This window comes from Bacteroides uniformis, assembly GCF_025147485.1.
Classification (GTDB): Bacteria; Bacteroidota; Bacteroidia; order Bacteroidales; family Bacteroidaceae; genus Bacteroides; species Bacteroides uniformis.
Map to the genome: position 1 here is coordinate 143,586 of NZ_CP102263.1, position 18,736 is coordinate 162,321.

15 protein-coding genes are annotated in these 18,736 nt (G+C 46.5%); 3 read left to right on the plus strand and 12 right to left on the minus strand.

What is annotated here, in order from left to right; translation table 11 throughout:
* Nucleotide 1: 1 nt before the first annotated feature.
* Nucleotides 2-505, plus strand: a complete 504-nt coding sequence (locus NQ510_RS00595; RefSeq protein WP_005830075.1) for an NUDIX hydrolase — start codon at nucleotides 2-4, stop codon at nucleotides 503-505.
* Nucleotides 506-521: 16 nt separating this feature from the next.
* Here NQ510_RS00595 and NQ510_RS00600 read toward each other — a convergent pair whose 3' ends face one another.
* The 9 genes from NQ510_RS00600 to NQ510_RS00640 all read right to left on the minus strand — a co-directional run bounded on the left by NQ510_RS00600 (nucleotide 522) and on the right by NQ510_RS00640 (nucleotide 11,748).
* Nucleotides 522-1,877, minus strand: coding sequence for an alanine/glycine:cation symporter family protein (locus NQ510_RS00600; protein ID WP_005830073.1), 1,356 nt, complete (start codon nucleotides 1,875-1,877; stop codon nucleotides 522-524).
* A gap of 99 nt (nucleotides 1,878-1,976) precedes the next feature.
* Entirely contained in the window at nucleotides 1,977-3,365 is a 1,389-nt protein-coding gene (gene glmM / locus NQ510_RS00605) for a phosphoglucosamine mutase (protein ID WP_005830071.1), read from the minus strand.
* A 25-nt stretch (nucleotides 3,366-3,390) separates the two neighbouring features.
* Complete coding sequence (locus NQ510_RS00610; RefSeq protein ID WP_005830068.1) at nucleotides 3,391-4,002, minus strand: DUF4827 domain-containing protein; 612 nt, start codon at nucleotides 4,000-4,002, stop codon at nucleotides 3,391-3,393.
* Between the two features lie 103 nt (nucleotides 4,003-4,105).
* A complete protein-coding gene (locus NQ510_RS00615) occupies nucleotides 4,106-5,143 on the minus strand; it encodes a DHH family phosphoesterase (protein ID WP_005830066.1) in 1,038 nt (345 codons plus the stop codon).
* 86 nt (nucleotides 5,144-5,229) lie between these two features.
* On the minus strand, nucleotides 5,230-7,266 hold the full coding sequence (locus tag NQ510_RS00620) for a ComEC/Rec2 family competence protein (RefSeq protein WP_005830062.1): 2,037 nt from the start codon (nucleotides 7,264-7,266) through the stop codon (nucleotides 5,230-5,232).
* Nucleotides 7,267-7,324: 58 nt separating this feature from the next.
* Nucleotides 7,325-7,975 (minus strand): ribulose-phosphate 3-epimerase, encoded by a 651-nt coding sequence (rpe, locus tag NQ510_RS00625; protein WP_005830060.1) that lies wholly within the window; start codon nucleotides 7,973-7,975, stop codon nucleotides 7,325-7,327.
* 265 nt (nucleotides 7,976-8,240) lie between these two features.
* Nucleotides 8,241-9,212 (minus strand): methionyl-tRNA formyltransferase, encoded by a 972-nt coding sequence (gene fmt, locus NQ510_RS00630; protein WP_005830056.1) that lies wholly within the window; start codon nucleotides 9,210-9,212, stop codon nucleotides 8,241-8,243.
* Between the two features lie 173 nt (nucleotides 9,213-9,385).
* Nucleotides 9,386-11,176, minus strand: coding sequence for a chloride channel protein (locus NQ510_RS00635; protein ID WP_005830052.1), 1,791 nt, complete (start codon nucleotides 11,174-11,176; stop codon nucleotides 9,386-9,388).
* Nucleotides 11,177-11,184: 8 nt separating this feature from the next.
* Nucleotides 11,185-11,748, minus strand: coding sequence for an L-threonylcarbamoyladenylate synthase (locus NQ510_RS00640; protein WP_005830050.1), 564 nt, complete (start codon nucleotides 11,746-11,748; stop codon nucleotides 11,185-11,187).
* 80 nt (nucleotides 11,749-11,828) lie between these two features.
* Between NQ510_RS00640 and NQ510_RS00645 the strand changes: the two genes are divergently transcribed.
* Together NQ510_RS00645 and NQ510_RS00650 are read left to right on the plus strand one after the other, a co-directional pair.
* Nucleotides 11,829-12,263 (plus strand): acyl-CoA thioesterase, encoded by a 435-nt coding sequence (locus NQ510_RS00645; protein WP_005830048.1) that lies wholly within the window; start codon nucleotides 11,829-11,831, stop codon nucleotides 12,261-12,263.
* 67 nt (nucleotides 12,264-12,330) lie between these two features.
* Nucleotides 12,331-13,503: an AraC family transcriptional regulator gene (locus tag NQ510_RS00650; RefSeq protein WP_005830046.1), complete on the plus strand. Its 1,173-nt coding sequence runs from the start codon at nucleotides 12,331-12,333 to the stop codon at nucleotides 13,501-13,503.
* Between the two features lies 1 nt (nucleotide 13,504).
* Here NQ510_RS00650 and NQ510_RS00655 read toward each other — a convergent pair whose 3' ends face one another.
* The 3 genes from NQ510_RS00655 to NQ510_RS00665 are packed head-to-tail and all read right to left on the minus strand — an operon-like array spanning nucleotide 13,505 to nucleotide 18,735.
* Complete coding sequence (locus NQ510_RS00655) at nucleotides 13,505-14,953, minus strand: PA14 domain-containing protein (protein WP_005830044.1); 1,449 nt, start codon at nucleotides 14,951-14,953, stop codon at nucleotides 13,505-13,507.
* A 12-nt stretch (nucleotides 14,954-14,965) separates the two neighbouring features.
* A complete protein-coding gene (locus tag NQ510_RS00660; RefSeq protein WP_005830042.1) occupies nucleotides 14,966-17,287 on the minus strand; it encodes a glycoside hydrolase family 20 protein in 2,322 nt (773 codons plus the stop codon).
* Nucleotides 17,284-18,735: a glycoside hydrolase family 125 protein gene (locus tag NQ510_RS00665; protein WP_005830040.1), complete on the minus strand. Its 1,452-nt coding sequence runs from the start codon at nucleotides 18,733-18,735 to the stop codon at nucleotides 17,284-17,286. Before NQ510_RS00665 ends, NQ510_RS00660 begins: the two co-directional genes overlap by 4 nt.
* Nucleotide 18,736 lies beyond the last annotated feature (1 nt).

Consider the following 18,736-nt stretch of genomic DNA (forward strand, 5'->3'; position numbering starts at 1 on the left):
AATGAACCACGATAACAATCAAGAGATGTTCCCCCTTGTCGACGAACAAGGCAACATCACAGGTGCCGCCACCCGTGGCGAATGCCATAACGGTAGCAAACTGCTTCATCCGGTAATCCATCTTCATGTATTCAATTCCAAAGGTGAGTTGTATCTACAGAAACGTCCCGAATGGAAAGACATACAACCGGGGAAGTGGGACACCTCCGTAGGCGGACACGTCGATTTAGGTGAAAGTGTAGAGATGGCGCTAAAACGCGAAGTACGCGAAGAGCTCGGCATTACCGACTTTATTCCCGAAACCGTCATGCATTACGTCTTCGAGTCTGCCCGCGAAAAGGAACTGGTCTTCGTACACAAAACTGTCTACGACGGTGAAATACATCCCAGTGACGAGCTGGACGGAGGACGTTTTTGGAGCCCCGATGAAATCAAGGCAAATATCGGCAAAGGTGTATTCACCCCGAATTTTGAAGGAGAGATAGGAAAGGTCATCAACTTGTAGTGGAAGCTGCTTTCTATCAGTTCGCAAAATATTCCTTCATCTTTCTCCTGACCCGTGGAGCAAGTAACAGCAGTGACGTCATCGTAGGCAATGCCATCAAGGCAAAAGCCAAATCCATGATGGCAACCACTGCTCCCAACGGAATCATGGCAGCCACAACAATCATCACCAAATAGAAGTAGTTATAATACTTGGCATTCTCCGCACCAAACAAGAAGTTGGTGCACTTCAGTCCATAATACGAATAAGAGAACATGGTAGAAAAGGCAAAGAAAAAGACCATCACCATCAACAGATAATGCCCATAGCCGGGAAGGAGCTGCTCAAAAGAATTCAAAGCAATATAAAGGCCTTTTATGCCTCCTTCCGACGCATAGTTTCCAGCTATAAGAATAGGGAAGGCCGTCAATGTACAAACAAGCCCCGAGTCGATGGCCGGTCCAATCATGGCTACCAGCCCCTCACGAATGGGATTGTCATTACGGGAGGCGCCATGCATCATAGAGGCCGTACCTACACCTGCTTCATTGACGTAGGCAGCACGGCGGGCACCAGTCAGTGCAGTTCCCAAAATTCCACCGATACCGGCTTCCAGGCTGAAGGCAGACTGGAAAATGGAAGCCAACACTCCCGGCAACTTATCAAAATTCAAACAAAGAATAACGAAGACAAGCAGCATATAGCAAGTAACCATCACCGGCACTATTTTAGCCGAGATAACCGAAATGCGCCGGATGCCACCGATAATGACCGCCCCTACCACCAGGCTAATGACAATACCCATCACAAAACGCAGACCGAGTGTATTCTCTATTCCTGCCGGAGTAGTAAATACCGTAGTGACAGACTCGACCAACTGATTGGCTTGCATTACACACAACGTACCTATCAACCCCACCACCGCAAAGAAATAAGCAAACGGTTTCCAGCGTTCGCCCAACCCATGAAGAATGATATACATCGTCCCCCCTTGCGGTTCTCCGGCAGAATCGTGTCCTTTGTACATAATGGCAAGAGCCCCTTCAAAGAATTTGGTGGACATACCCACAACGGCACTTACCCACATCCAGAAAATGGCTCCGGGACCTCCTACTGTAATAGCGATAGCCACCCCCGCAATATTCCCCATACCCACTGTTGACGCTATGGCGCTCATCAAGGCCTGGAAAGAACTGATTTGTCCTTCGCCCGCCACTTCCGATTTATAGCGCAAGGCCTTTATCGAATATCCGATGCGGCAGAGGGACACAGCTCCGGAATAAAAGAACAAGAAAAGTCCTCCCCCTATCAGAAGGATAAATAAGGGATACCCGCAGACAAAGTCACTGACAGTGGTTATTGCTGAGCCTATAGAATCTAAAATACCATTCATAGTAGTAGTTTGATGGAGGAGTTCATGGGAAGGTTTAAAAAAAGTCCCACTTCTCTTTCACGGGAAAGTGGGACATTCATTATAACATTTCGTTCGGCCTTATTTAGCCAGGTCTTCAATCACCTTCATAATCTGCTGGCCGATTTCCTCGGCAGCCTCCGGTGTGGCAGCCTCACTATAGACACGGATAATCGGTTCCGTATTGCTCTTACGCAGATGAACCCATTTGTCGGGGAAGTCAATCTTCACACCGTCTATATCATTGATTTCTTCATTCTTATACAGCTCCTTCACCTTGGCAAGAATAGCATCTACATCTGTTTCAGGAGTCAAGTCTACACGATTCTTTGCCATGAAGTATGCAGGATAGGATGCACGGAGTTCGCTCACCTTCTTACCTTCGTGTGCCAGATGGCTCAAGAACAAGGCAATACCTACCAAGGCATCACGTCCATAGTGGCTGGCCGGATAAATTACCCCACCGTTTCCTTCGCCACCGATAACGGCACCTACTTCCTTCATTTTGGTAGTTACATTCACTTCACCTACGGCAGAAGCGTAATATTCTTGCCCATACTTGCGAGTTACATCGCGCAAGGCACGGGTCGAACTCAAATTGGATACCGTATTGCCCGGAGTATGTTTCAATACGTAGTCGGCAACAGTAACCAGTGTATATTCTTCACCGTACATCTTGCCGTCTTCGCAAATCATTGCCAGGCGGTCTACATCAGGGTCTACAACAAATGCAACATCTGCCTTCCCCCCTTTCATCAGGTTCATGATGTCACCCAAGTTCTTTTCCAAAGGCTCGGGATTATGCTGGAAGTTACCGGTCGGTTCGCAATAGAGCTTCTCTACGTGCTGAACGCCAAGTTGTTCAAGTAGTTGCGGCAGAATAATACCACCTACAGAGTTTACACAATCGATGGCTACACGGAAGTTTGCCTTTCGGATAGCTGCCACATCTACGAGGTCAAGTGCCAATACGCTGTCGATGTGTTTCTGGTTGTAGCTTAAATCCTGACGGTACGAGCCAAGTTGGTCCACTTCGGCATAGTCGAATTCTTCGGCGGCGGCAATGCGGAGTACTTCCTGGCCTTCGGCAGCGTTCAGAAATTCACCCTTTTCATTCAGCAGTTTCAACGCATTCCACTGCTTGGGATTATGTGAGGCAGTCAGAATAATACCTCCACTGGCACCTTCCATGGTTACAGCCAGCTCGGTAGTCGGAGTAGAAGCCAAATCAATATCCACTACATCCCAGCCCATACCCATCAAGGTACCGACTACTACGTTCTTGACCATCTCGCCAGAGATGCGGGCATCACGCCCTACCACGATTTTGTTACTTTTTACAGTACACGTCTTACGAATCAGGGTAGCATAAGCTGAAGTGAACTTCACAATGTCGAGCGGATTCAATCCCTCGCCAGCACTACCGCCAATTGTTCCGCGGATTCCAGAAATAGATTTGATTAGAGTCATAGGTTAATGATTTAAAATTTATCGGTTAGTTCCAAATTTGGAGTTTATGTAAATCGTAATAATAAGGATGAACGTCCCGCATAGCATCCGACTGTCCCATCTTGGAAGGAACAATCAGCTTCACATGTGCTCCGTTACGAATATAATTCAACGCAACCAGCCAGCCAGCAGGTACAGACGAACCATGATATATAAGCATATAGCCTTGAGTGAAAAGTCCGGCAATAGACGAAGAAGTAACAGAATATCTAAACTCATCCACAACAGTCGGACTATTCATATTGGTTATATACGATTTCACCCCTCCAACAGCTATCAACCCTTGTTCTTCAAAGCGCACCAAAATCAAATCATTCGGTTTAACTGTATCTGCAGGATTCGTCGAACCTTTATCCACAATCTGCATATACACCCCGCTTGCCAGCTGCACATACTCATTCCTGCTTACATCCGTTGTCGAATCTTGCGCATAGAATTCACTTTGAGAAATAACGACAATGCTACTATCTTTGATAAATGCTTTGATGGCATCTTTTTCTTCCTCAAGCATTTCGGCATAAGTTTTAGAATTATCGCATGCCTGGAAGGCTAAACAAACTGCAAGTAAGGCAAAAAAGAATAAAGTAAGTTTCTTCATTTCTGTTATTTAGTAATTTCGTACAAAAGTATCTGATTTCCTTGAAAGTTGAAAGCTGCGGATAGAAAGTTCGTAACTTTTAACCTTTACAACTGAACTTTTTTTATCCTTTGGCATTCAGCAGCGGTTTGTATTTCTCCAAAGCCTGCTCAAAGACCTTGCGGGCCTCATCCATCGTTCCATAAAATTCACCGCCGGAAGCATTCAAATGACCGCCGCCGCCAAAGAACTCGGCAGCCAGCTGATTGCAGGGGAATGTACCGACCGAACGTAAAGAAATCTTTATCATCGGCTTCTCCGTATCTTCACGCAGGAAGCAAGAGAAAATCACCCCTTTGATGCTTAAAGGAATGTTCACAAACCCCTCACTATCTCCACGCACATAGTCGAACTGGCTTTGTTCGGCTTTAGTCAGAGAAATTAAGGCTGCATGATAGTCCGGATAGACCTTCATTTGTGACAAGACATATCCCATTAGGCGCAAACGGCTTTCTGAATAAGTATTGAACACCTTGCGGTAAATCTCGTCCTTGTCAATACCTTTCGACAACAGTTCGCTGATGATGAAATAGATTTCCCGGTTATTGGAATTATAGGTGAACCCGCCGGTATCCGTCATCATACCCGTATAGATGCACTCCGCTCCTTCCCTTGAAATGTCACTGAAATAGCCCATACGGCAAATCAGGCGGAAAACCAGTTCCGAAGTGGAAGATATCTCCGGATGGGAAATGATAATCTTGCAGAAATCCTCCGGATGGAGATGATGGTCTATCAGTATTTTTCTTGCCGGGGATGCAAGAACAGCGTCACCCATGGCATCTATACGATGGATAGCATTAAAGTCCAGACAACAAATGACATCCGCCTCGGCAATCAGCTTGTCAGCGAACTCCTTGTAGCGGTCGTACAGAAGGACGTCCTTGCTCCCGGGCATCCATTTCAAGAAGTCGGGAAAGGCGTTCGGCACAATAACATTCGCCGTCTTTCCCTGCGAGCTGAAGAAGTGCCACAAGCCCAGAGAAGAGCCGATGGCGTCCCCGTCGGGACCCACATGCGAAACGATTACTATCTTGTCTGCACGGTCAAACCATTTGGTGAAATGGTCTATCTTGGATTGTTCTATTACTTTGGTCAACATATTTTTATTTACTATTTGACGATTGACTATTTACTATTTGGCGTTTATAACAAATTGAAGGGGCAAAAGTACGAAAAGTTTGTGATTTATAACAATATGCGGTAAGAACCTTTTTGAGAAAGAAGAAGATAGGGAATACCTAAGCGAACGCAATCATTGGCAATCTTATTCTGATAATAGTCTGAAAGAGAAGCGTCAAGCACCACCATGCCCATGGAAAAGAGCGAAGTAAGTTCCTCTATCCCACCTTGATACCCCTTGGAGACATACAGATAATCAACTGAAAGGGGATGGGAAGAGCTCTTGTTTCTCCAACGGTTGTCGGAAAGAAGACAGATGCGCTTACCGGCGTAAGAGACAATCTGGTTGCGCATGGATAAGCCGGAAGTGGTATAATCTCCGGCAACCAGTCGGGGAGTCTCCAGACGCAGGCGGTTCCAATGCGGAGAAAGGGCACGGCACAAACACGGCATATCCGGCAAGCTATCGGCACATGCCAACCAAGAATGACGGTTGTCTGCCATACAATGGACAACGGGACAGCCTCTCACGCTATAAAAAGCAATCCCCTGCCGGGAAGCATTGGACATGATGGAAAGGGAATGCCAGGAAACCACTGCCAACAATGCCAGCAACGCAAAGCAGACTCTACGTACCGTAAGGCGTAGAAAGCCATAATATGCCATCCCCAAGAACAGATAGACGAGCAGAACACCCCATATATCCAACCAAATATCATCGACAGCAGCGCCGGGAAGACGCTCTATCCAGCGGAGCACTTCATTCTGGACATGTACCAATGCCTCTACTACCCTTGCAAACAGATGTTGTACAAAAGGCAGCGGCGTAAGCATCAACAGAAAGACAGCAGAATACAGAACGAGCGACACCATGGGAATTACCCAAAGATTAGTCAACAGAAAATGAGTGGAAAAACGGGAGAAATAGAAAATGACCAAAGGGGCCGTACCCAGCTGAGCCGCCACAGACACTGTCATAAGTCCCCACAAATATCGCAGGAAACGATTGTCAACCTTCCAAAGGGCATATAACTTAGGCTGTACAAGTACAATAGCTGCAACCGCCGAGAATGACAACTGAAAACCGACATCAAACAACCAGACCGGCTTGCACAGCAGCATCAGGAAAGCAGTTGCCGCCAGCGTATTCAGAGTCAGCGGCTTTTCCGGCTGCAAACCGGCAAACGCCAACAAAGAGAACATGATGACCGACCGCACCACCGAGGAAGACAATCCCGTGAAAAAAGCAAAACTCACCAAGAAAAGGACCAGAAGCAAAAGCAACAAAGGTTTCAACCGCCGCCATCGCCTCCACAAAGGACGAAGCACAAACAAGAGCAAAGCATACAGAAACCCTATATGCAATCCCGAAAGTGCCAGTACATGGCTGGCTCCCGAGACGGAGTAGGTCTCCACAATATCATCACTCAGTTCCTCTTTATCCCCCACTGTCAACGCAGCAAGTACCGCCAATTCATCAGTTTCAAAACCCAAACTCCGGTATAAGCCAATCACTTTCTCCCTATAATCCAGTGCCACCTGGCTGACAGTGCGGGAGGCATCATGCCCCGTCTTCCGCCAATGTCCGTCAGCCACGTAGGCCGTGCCGCTATAACCTTTCCGCCTCAGGTAGCGAGCATAGTCAAACTCGTCGGGATTACCATTGTTCGCCGGAGGAGCAAGCCGGGTAGATACCAGCAACTCATCACCACGGCACAAAGTGACCGTAGCAGAATCTTTCGGGAAATAAGCCAGAAAAAGATGATTCCGGGGACAACCCGTAACTGTATCCTGCTCCACCTCTCCCAGCAGGGCAACCCTGCACAATATGCTGCGCTCCCTCTCTTCTGGATGCTCACGGATACAAACCCTATAAACAGCAGGTTTGCCCGAAAAGGGAAATACCGTCTTTCCCTGCTGCCAACTCATCAAGCAGAACCCCGTACCACCCAAGAAAAGGTATACCGCCGCTCCATACACCCATCCGGTATGCTTGTATCTACCTATAATAAAAAGAAAAAGCAGAAAACCTGCCACATACTCCCATGCAGAAAGCACATGTGGAAACGCATCTCCACACAAAATACCAACTACCAACGGCATCAACAGTCGAAGGAAAGGATGCCGTTGCCAGCTGTCGATTATCAATCCAGAAGACGGATTACAGATTCCTTAATGCACGGATGGCCTCTTTCGGGTCGGGAGCCGAGAAAACGGCATTGCCTGCCACCAGTACATCTGCTCCAGCCTCTACCAGACGCGAACCGGTTTCCAAGTTTACGCCACCGTCCACTTCTATCAAGGCCTGCGAACCGGTAACCGTAATCAATTCACGCAATTCGCGCACTTTATCAAGAGAATGCTCTATGAACTTTTGTCCGCCGAAGCCGGGATTTACGCTCATTATCAGCACCATGTATACATCATTAATAATATCCTTCAACAAGGACACGGGAGTTGCCGGATTAATCGTTACTGCCGGCTGCATCCCTGCTTCGCGAATTTGCTGCACCACGCGGTGCAGATGCGGACAAGCCTCGTAATGCACATTCATGACATGTGCTCCCAGAGCCTTCACCTCCGGAATAAACTTCTCCGGCTGTACAATCATCAGATGCACATCCAAAGGCTTCTGCGACAGTTTTGCCACATACTTCAGTACCGGGAATCCGAAAGAAATATTAGGGACAAACACACCGTCCATGATGTCGATATGTACCCACTCCGCCTCACTTTCGTTAATCATTTCAATGTCTCGTGCCAGATAACCAAAATCGGCAGAGAGAATAGAAGGGGATATGATTGGTTTCATAATGTTATGTTCTAAAGTTTACGAACTTTGTTATGTACAAATATAGAGAAAAGATTTAATTCAGCCTAACATTGGAAGTCAAAACTCTCACTGCAAACTTACTGCATACCTTTTGCAGCGTCACTGCAAACGTGTTGCAGTGCTACTGCAAAGCAGTTGCAGTCACACTGCATATTAGTTGCAGCAACACTGCAAAGTGGTTTGCAGTGACGCTGCAAAACGAGTGCAGTAGTTTTGCAGTAGGAAGTCACTGAATGACAATCAGTTATTTCATCACGTATCCTTCCGTCAACCGGAAGCCGCGCAACAGTTCATCCGTTTTCAGTCTCTTCTTGCCCGGAAGCTGGAGGGAGCAGATGCCGACAAAGCCATCTTCGGCAGCAACGCGGATATAGGTCTTCCCGTCTGTCTGCAAGGTTCCGGGAGTCAGTTGATGGGATTCCCCTATTTTCTCCGTCTCGAAGATTTTTACCACAACAGATTCTCCACCGGGTTGGACCAGCTCCGTCCAAGCGGCAGGATAGGGAGAAAGACCGCGTATAAAATCGTAAATACGCTTCACCGGGCGGTTCCAGTCAATACGACAAGTATCTTTGAAGATTTTCGGTGCCGGACGCAGTTCACCCACGACGGCCATTTCTTCTTGAGGAATACTTTTCACTGTACCGGCAAGAATGGCATCTACGGTTTCTACCACCAGGCGACCGCCCAACAGCATCAGTTTGTCGTGGACGATACCCACGTTGTCCGTATCGGCAATGGGTACCCGTACCTGCTGGATAACCTCACCGGTGTCAATCTCATGTTTCAGGAAGAAAGTGGTGATGCCCGTTTCCGTATCACCATTAATCACCGCCCAGTTGATGGGGGCTGCGCCGCGATACTGCGGAAGCAGGGAAGCATGCAGGTTGAAGGTGCCCAATCGCGGCATGTTCCATACCACCTCCGGCAACATGCGGAAAGCAACGACTATCTGCAAATCGGCCTTCCATGCACGCAACGCCTCCACAAAAGCCTCATCCTTCAGCTTCTCCGGCTGAAGAAGCGGAAGATTATGTTCCAGTGCATACTGCTTCACCGGAGAAAACTGGAGTTTATGTCCCCGTCCGGCAGGCTTGTCGGGCATCGTAATGACACCCACCACATTGTAGCCTCCTTCTACCAGGCAACGAAGAGCCTCCACCGCAAAGTCGGGAGTACCCATATATACAATCCTCAAATTCTTCTTTTCCACCATTTCATTTACAGTTTACCATTTACAATGTACCATTTGCGAGGCAGCTCATTTGCCCATTTACAATTTACCATTTACAATGTACGAAGCATCTTCTTTGCGATTTACAATGCCCCATCACCCCGAACGGCAAATAGTAACTTGTAAATAGTAAAATAGTAAATACCAAAAAGTCCTCAGTCTTCCGAAAAATGTACCAATACTTCACGGTACGAGTTGAATATCTTCGACTTGGACACGAAGCCCAAGTATTTGTTTTCCGCATCCACCACCGGCAGATTCCACGCCTTCGTATCATCAAAGGTACGCATCACCCGCTCCATACTGTCCGTATCATACAGACGTGCCGGAGCCGAAGTCATCAGTTTTCCCACCGTAAAGCGATGATATAACTCCTGGCGGAACATAATGTTCCGGATATCGTCCAACAAGACAATGCCAATCAGCACCCCTTCCTTATCCGTCACGGGAAAGACATTGCGATGCGAGGCAGAAATGGCCTTTACCAGTTCGCCCAAATCCATTTCGGGATGCACGGTCACAAAATCCTTTTCCACCACATTCTCCATCTTCATCAGGGTAAGGATGGCCTTGTCCTTATGGTGCGTCAACAGTTCTCCTTTCTTGGCCAAACGCATGGAATAGATACTATGAGGCTCGAACATGATGATGGTAAGATAAGAACTGACGGAAACAATCATCAGTGGCAGAAACAGGTCGTATCCTCCCGTAAGCTCGGCTATGAGGAACACGCCGGTCAGCGGAGCGTGCATGACCCCACTCATGACCCCCGCCATTCCCATCAAGGCAAAGTTCTTCTCGGGCAGATAAGCCGTCATCTCTATTTCATTGCTGAAATGTGAAAAGACAAAACCGGCAATACAACCCAGATACAACGAAGGTGCGAAGATACCGCCGCAACCGCCCCCGCCATTCGTGGCACTCGAGGCAAAGACCTTGAACAGAATAATCAGTATGAGGTATATCAGCAACAGATTGCCGTGCCCGTAGAAGAAGGAATTATTCATCACCGTGTCCCATTCGGCATTGCTCATCCCATTCAGCAACAATTCTATCGTATCGTAACCTTCGCCATACAACGGTGGGAAAAGGAATATCAGGATACTCAGCATGGCACCGCCCATTATCAGTTTCTTATAGGGAGTTCTCAACCTTCCGAACACGCCTTCCACAGAGTTCATGGCCCGGGTAAAATAAAGGGAAACCAATCCGCAGAAGATACCCAGCATAATGACATACGGAATACGCTCCAGTTCGAAAGCTTGGTCCAGATGGAATTTGAACATGGCATCCGTACCCGTCACGATATAGGAAACAGTTGCAGCCGTCACCGCAGATATCAGCAACGGCAACAAGGAGGACATTGTCAAATCTATCATCAGTACCTCCAGCGTAAATACCAGACCGGCAATCGGCGCCTTGAAAATGCCTGCAACCGCACCGGCAGCACCACATCCCACCAATAGCATCAGCGTACGATGCTCCATCTTGAAGATGGTTCCCAGATTGGAACCGATAGCCGAACCCGTCAGCACAATAGGCGCCTCCGCCCCGACCGAACCACCGAAACCGATGGTAATGGAACTGGCTATGATGGACGACCAAGTGTTATGCCGTTTGATGCGTCCCTGCCGCCGCGAGATGGCGTATAGGATTTTGGTAACACCATGACTGATGTCGTCCTTCACCACGTAGCGGACAAACAATCCGGTCAGGAAGATACCCACTACCGGATAGACCAGATAAAGGTAGTTGGCTTCCGTCGCATTGAAATTATCCGTCAGGAAGTTCTGTATCCAGTGTATGATGACTTTCAGTATCAGTGCGGCGAATGCCGTAAAGATACCTACAAGAAAACTGAGAATCAGTATGAACCGCTTTTCCTTGATATTCTTTTCGCGCCATATGATGAAGCGCTGCAACAAACTCCTCTTGTCCTCTGCCATTTTTCCTTTTATTCGCGAATAATCTTAATGACTCCGCCCTTGCCCAACTTGATGATACTGGACGGTTTCGGGCGTCCCGTTTCCTCCTGGCGGTATCCTACTATATAATCCACCGCAGACTTGATGTCTTCACTTATTTCACTGAAGTTACCGGGAGACGGTTGCCCGCTGACATTGGCAGAAGTAGAGACTATCGCCTTGCGGAACTGCTGACAAAGCCGTTTTGAAAATGCCTCACTGGTGACACGGATACCTACACTACCATCTTCGGCAAGCAAGTTAGGAGCCAGATTACGCGCTCCGGAATAAATTATGGTAAGGGGCTTGTCAGCCAGTTCTATCAAATCCCAGGCAACCTCCGGAACATCCTGCACATAGAAATCCACCTTTACCGGAGAATCTACCAATACCAGCATCGCCTTACTGTCAGAGCGTTGCTTGATTTCATATACACGGCGCACCGCTTCTTCATTGGTAGCGTCACAACCTATACCCCAAATCGTATCTGTCGGATACAGAATTACCCCGCCCTCGCTCATTACCTGGCAGGCTTTTTTGATGTCTTCTATCATTTCTTGATATATAAGTTCACGGATTAACACGCAAAAATAGTATTTTTGCAGCGATTATAAACAAAGTTTAAGAGAAAACAATGGAAGAAATTCAATTTAACCACACCCTGCCCATACAACTACGCTTCAATGACGTCGACAAATTCGGCCATGTAAACAACACTGTTTACTTCTCTTTTTATGATTTAGGAAAAACGGAATATTTCGCTTCCGTATGCCCGGATGTAGATTGGGAAAAGGATGGTATCGTTGTCGTCCATATTGAAGCAAACTTCCTCGCACAGATTTATGGTTCGGACCATATCGCCGTGCAAACTGCCGTCACTGAGATAGGAACCAAAAGCTTCCACCTCGCCCAACGGGTCATTGATACGGAAACCCAAGAAGTAAAATGCGTATGTACCTCCGTCATGGTAGCCTTCGACCTCGCCAAACACGAGTCCAAGCCACTGGAAGAAAAATGGATTGAAGCAATCTGCAAATATGAGGGAAAAGATTTGAAGAAAAAGAAATAAAATCCTATATTTGTCAATTAAGCTAACATTTGTATAAGTAACAATCAGTTACATTTAGTCAACTGCTATGATTCGATTGATATTATTGACCGATTTTACAGAGTCCTTTTCGTACAATCTGCTAAAGGGGGTATTGGCCTATTCCAAAAGCCATGAGCCATGGGTAGTATGCCGTATGCCACCCTCCTACAAAAACAGTCATGGTATAGAAGGAGTCTTGAAATGGGCAAAGACATGGCATGCAGATGCAATCATCGGCAGATTTGACAATGATGACAACGTGGAGCTATTCCGTGAAAACGGAATTATCGCATTGGCCCAGGATTATAAATCAAGGTTCAGCAATATTCCAAACATCACCGGCGATTACCGCAAGACCGGCAGAATGGCAGCAGAGTTTTTTCTGAGTAAAGGCTTTCAGAACTTCGCATTCTATGGTTATCGCGATACGGTATGGTCACAAGAACGTTGCGAGGGTTTCTATGAATGTATAGCAGCCCAAGGGTTTGGAAACAATTTCTATTCTTATCAGGACCAATCCCTTGATGACTTATGGTTTTATGAAGCACCGCCCCTGCTCAACTGGTTAAAGTCATTGCCACAACCTACGGCACTCATGGCTTGCGATGACAATCAAGGTAACCGCATTACGGAAATCTGTAAAGTCAACAACATCAGAGTGCCCGACAAGATAGCAATATTAGGAGTCGACAATGATGAGATTATATGCAATCTTTCAGACCCTCCCCTATCCAGTATCAGCCAAAACATTGTAAGAGGCGGATTTGAGGCAGCTGCCCTCATAGAACATCTATTGAATGATGAGGAGGCCACTTATCAGGACGTAGTGCTCCAACCAGTTAATATAATCAACCGGCTTTCGACCGACTTCTATTCTACCACCGATGCCCATATCCAAACCGCTCTGAAATATATCCATCAGAATATAGCAGCTGATATCACTGTATCGGATATAGTGAAACAAGTACCATTATCACGCCGTTTATTGGAGATTCGCTTCAAGCAAGTCACCCAGCAATCCATCCACAAATACATCTTCAACCTTAGGATGGAACGCTTTGCCCAATTGCTGTTGGCCAGTGATGCTCCGATTGCAGATGTGGCGGAACAAGTCGGAATAAACAATCTGAAGAACTTGTCCCGCCAATTCAAAGCTTTGAAGAAAGTCTCTCCCAATGAATATCGGAAAGAGTACCAGACAAAGAGTTACCAGCGCTGATTTAATCCGGTACAAACAACATGGTATCAGGTAACACGGTTTCCAGAACATTCCGTCCCGAATACCCGACTTCCAATTCCTGGCCCATGTAATCTTCGAAATACAGCAGATGCAACTCGTGGTACCCTGCTTCGAGAGCGACTTTCCCTTCGGCACGGCGTCCGCTGTGTCCACCGTCGTTATCAACAATCAATTTACCGTCTATGTATAGTTTAGAACCATCATCGGAAAAAGTATAGAAACGGTATACTCCCCTTTCTGGAATTTTCACCAACGTACGGAAATCATAAGCAAAATGATCAGGGACGGCTACTTCTTCAATCGAGAAGTTCTTCATCACCCCTTCCTTCACTTTATTGCAGGCGGCAATATCGGCAACACGTTTACATTTGCCTTCATAATAGGTATATGCCACGCCCTGCTTCTTGGGAGAAGTTCCCGTAGCCGGCAAATAAGCCATACTCTGCTCCTCATCCGAATTCAGACCTGAAGGGTAATAGTAGGCAGCCTCCCTTCCCGAAGGAGTGGAAATCCATGTGTCAAATTTGAATTGGTCTTCGTACAGTTCAATGATACGGGCTCCTCTCGTCAACTCTCCATACGCATCCGCACCGGTCACCCGTCCGTATCCCAATGCAATACCTTTATCTATTCCTATAAAATCGTTATCATGGTCATGTCCTACAAATACTCCCATTACATCCCTCATGTCAAGGAAGGAAGCAAACATACCAGAATTGATATTAGCAGAGGCAACTCCACCTTCTTTGTCATTGCCATAAGTTTTCCCGTCACCTCTGATTTCGTTGTATTCAATCAGCGGAATATGGAAAAAGGCCAAAGCAGGAACGGGATTACCACCGTTCTTCTCTGCAAAGTGTTTACTTTGCTTTCTGTACCATTCTATTTGGTCGAAATGAATCCAGTCGTAAGCACCATAGATTTTATTAGGCTGATAGTCGTTGGAATCCATGCAATAGAGCAATGCCTCTACCTGGTCCTTCTTCTCCGGACTATAAATAGAAATCACACAATTACCACATCCCATAATATCTTCAGGGCCTTTTGCCCCCACATAGTAGGGAGACTTCAAGAGGAAATCATAGATTTCATTGCGCGTCAAGTATTCTGCATCATGGTTTCCCATCATCACCACAAAAGGCATCTTGGCTTCATTGAAAATATCCACTACACTTTTCCATCCATCCATAGCAGGGTCATCGGTCACCACATCCCCACTCAGTATAGCAATGTCCGGATGTTCGGCTGCCAGGACAGCACGGATAGTAGCTGCCGTTTCGGCACACTTTGCAGAACCCGGCATCCAGTGCAAATCTGTAAACTGTGCTACTACAAACCTGCCATCCTTAAAAAAGAATTGCTTCTGCGCAAAAGCCGTTACCGGCATACAGCCCAACAGTACAACTAAAAGAACAACTATTTTCTTCATAATTTCTTGAGATTAATATATTTCTATTTCATCTATTGCCAACTCACTCTGCAACCCTTCATGAAAATATCCTTTCGGGCACAAGCCACCACTCAATAATTCCAAGCGGACAAATGTAGCTTCCGTTTCGGCAAATGAAAGAGATGCCGGAAAACGGGTGCCTTCCGTCAAGCTAAAATCATAAGTCAGCCGTTTAGTGCCCACCGGAATAAAAGTCTGACCATCCATTGAAACAGAAACACTCATCGCCCTTGCCGGCCATATCTCATTTACCGGCCGCCATAAAGAAGAAAAGGCCACTTCCTTGACTTTTTGAGGTTTCTTCAGTTCCACTACAATCTGTACAGTATCCTGGTAGAAGCTAATCCAGCGACGCATGTCGCGGGCATAGCCACGTCGTCCATCAGTCAGCCCGAAGCCTTCATTCAGGTGTTCCCATCCTGCTGCAGGATTACAAGTATAGTCACATCCGGTTGCCTTGTTTACAGCAAAGCTCTTGCGGGTCACTTTCCCCAACGGCTTACCGTCTCTGTAAACTGCCGAATAAACAGTTGCATCCTCGTCCAACGGTATCGGAGTCTTATAAAGGGAAGATGAAGTGTTGACCGTTGAATCATTTACCGCATAGTAAATATCGGCATCCGGACAGAAGGTGTTCAAAGTCACCTCATAAGTCTGCTGCGACTTGTTCCACGCACCAGCCTGATTGACTTCATAGAAGTTGCGGCAAGCATTCACTCCGCAATAATCCAATCGTTCAAACTCCTTATCCAGCCTACGGGCAAACGACTCGAAGTCCTTATGTTCCGGCTGTGTCCATTGCACCTCTGACATAGCCAGCAAACGAGGGAAAGCCATATATTCAAAATACTCGGGAGTCTGTATGTACTCTCCCCAGATATTGGCTTGTACACCTATTATATAAGCTTGTTCTTCCGGAGTCAGTTCAGCAGGAAGCGGGTTATAATTGTACACCGTATCCAACGGAAGAAAACCGCCGATAGCCAACGGGGCAAATTCCGGACTTTCCTGGTAGTAATCCAAATAACACTTTTTGCCGGGTGTCATAATGACTTTATGCCGTTGGTGAGCCGCTTCGATACCTCCTTTTTCGCCACGCCATGACATGACGGTAGCATTAGGAGCAAGCCCTCCTTCCAGAATCTCATCCCACCCGATGATGTCACGCCCTTTACTGTTCACAAATTGCTCAATCCGATGGATAAACCAACTTTGCAGAGCTTCTTCGTTGGGCAGACCTTCCCACTTCATCAAATGCTGGCAATGGGCACACTTCTTCCATGCTTTCTTGGGACACTCATCTCCACCAATGTGGATATAATGGCTGGGGAAGAGTTCCATAACTTCGGTCAGCACATTTTGTAAGAATTCAAATGTATGCTCTTTGGGACAATAGACCTCATCAAAAACATCAAAATAATCACGCACCACATAAGTCTTTCCCAGTCCGCAAGAAAGTTCCGGATAGGAAGCCAGTGCTGCGGATGCATGTCCCGGCATTTCAATTTCGGGAATGACCGTAATGAAACGGTCGGATGCATACTTCACAATTTCCTTTATTTCTTCCTGCGTATAATAGCCTCTCTTTTCTTTTCCATCGTAACGCCGTGGAAAATAATAATCAGAGTGTCCTATCTGAGTCTGTTTACGATAAGAACCTATTTCAGTCAGTTTCGGGTATTTCTTTATTTCTACTCTCCATCCTTGGTCATCTGTCAGATGAAAATGGAATTTATTCAATTTATAGAATGCCATCAAATCAAGAAACTTCAGCACTTCCTCTTTTGGCAGAAAATTACGCCCTACATCCATCATAGCCCCACGATGAGGGAAACGGGGAGCATCCGTAATGCTGACAGCAGGAATCCTAATCTTTCCTTCGTATTTCCGGTCACCATCATAAATGGCTGCCGGCATGAGCTGCAGCAAAGACTGGACACCATAAAAAAATCCGACGGCAGTTTCATTGGAAGATATATTTATCCTATCGGAAGAAACCTCCAATGTATAGGCCTCATCGGGCAAGGAATTATCTATAGATAAGCAAATATCGGCCTTTCCCGTTTCCGAAATACCCTTCAGCGTTACAGAAGTGTTTTTCAACGCATCCTCCAAATAATGAAAAACTTTCATCGCGGCTTCCCCGGAAGGGACAGCCACTGTTTTTTCCCCTTGCAGGACATACACTCCCTGCATTGGAGCAAGTTCATTCGGCATGGGTATAATACCATAGTTTGCCGCTACATCATCAGCCACTCTCCCACAAGAGAGAAAAATGAATGACATAGCCAGTAACCAATATCTTATCTTCATAGTATTTGGGATAATAAGTTGGGATATTCCTTGATTGTATTCAGTATCAGTTCACCGAACAAAGTATTTGTCCAGGCAAACCAGGAACGAGTAAAGTCCGCGGCATCCTCCGAATGGAAAGACTCATGCATAAAGCCCGTCCCTCCATCCGTATCACGAAGTTGCTTCAGACAAGCACGTATTTCTTCGGAATCATCCGTTGTAAAAGCCTTCATAATGATGCTCATCGGCCAGATATAATTCAATCCCACATGAGGGCCTCCTACCCCTTCACCGGCTTTTCCTTTAAAGAAATAAGGATTATTGCCGCTCCATATCATTTTACGGGTATTCTGATAAATCGCATCTTTAAAAGAACAATAACCCAGATAAGGCGCAGCCAGCAAACTGGGTACATTGGCATCGTCCATACAAAGCGCGTTACCAAAACCGTCGACCTCAAAGGCATAAATACGTCCACAAACCGGATGATTGAAAGTACCATACCTACGGATAGCTGCATCCACTTCATCTGCCAATGTTATACATTCTCCGGAGAAGTCCTTGTTTCCATAAACTTTATCCTCTATCTCAGCCAATTGGCGCAATGACACAACCGCAAACATATTAGCAGGAATCAGAAAACCGTATTGTGTAGCATCATCTGACGGACGGAAAGAAGAAACGATTAAGCCGACCGGCTTTACCGGTGCTCCCCATCCGTTGTTAATCTGCGAATCTGTAGGGCGGTCGCAATCGCGCGTAAAGCTATAAGGTCCTAAGCCTTGTTTCCTCTGTTGCTCTTTAAAGGTCTTGACCACCAGCAGCATAGCTTTATGCCAATTTTCATCGAACACAGACGTGTCTTCCGTGTATTGCCAATAATGATAAGCCAGACGAATGGGATAGCACAAAGAATCTATCTCCCATTTGCGTTCATGCAGTTCCTTAACCATATGTTGTGTATGGTCGGTTTCCCAATAGCTGCCCAACGGCCCGTCGTTGAAGGCATTGGCATACGGGTCTATCAAGATACATTCAGTCTGTCTGTTGACAAGTCCTGCCACCATCAACTGCAAGTCCTTATCTTTCTTCATCAACGGCAGATAGGGCCATACTTGCGCTGAAGAGTCGCGCAGCCACATGGCATCTATATCACCTGTAATGACGAAAGTATCTGGTCTGCCATTCTTCACTCTATATCTGACAGTAGTGTCAAGCGTATTGGGAAAACAGTTCTCGAACATCCAACGCAACTTCTCGTCCTTTATTTTAGGCTTTGCTTCTTCAATAGCAGCATCTACTGCCTTCGAAATGAAGCTCCTTTTGCTTGCAGAAGGACGCAACGAAACATATCTCTGGTTGAAAGTCCCGGATGAAGATAATACGGAAGCGGGCTGAAAGGTCATTGCAGCCAAGGCAAGCCCGCCAGTCTTCAGAAATTGGCGTCTTGACATATTGTTTTTCATG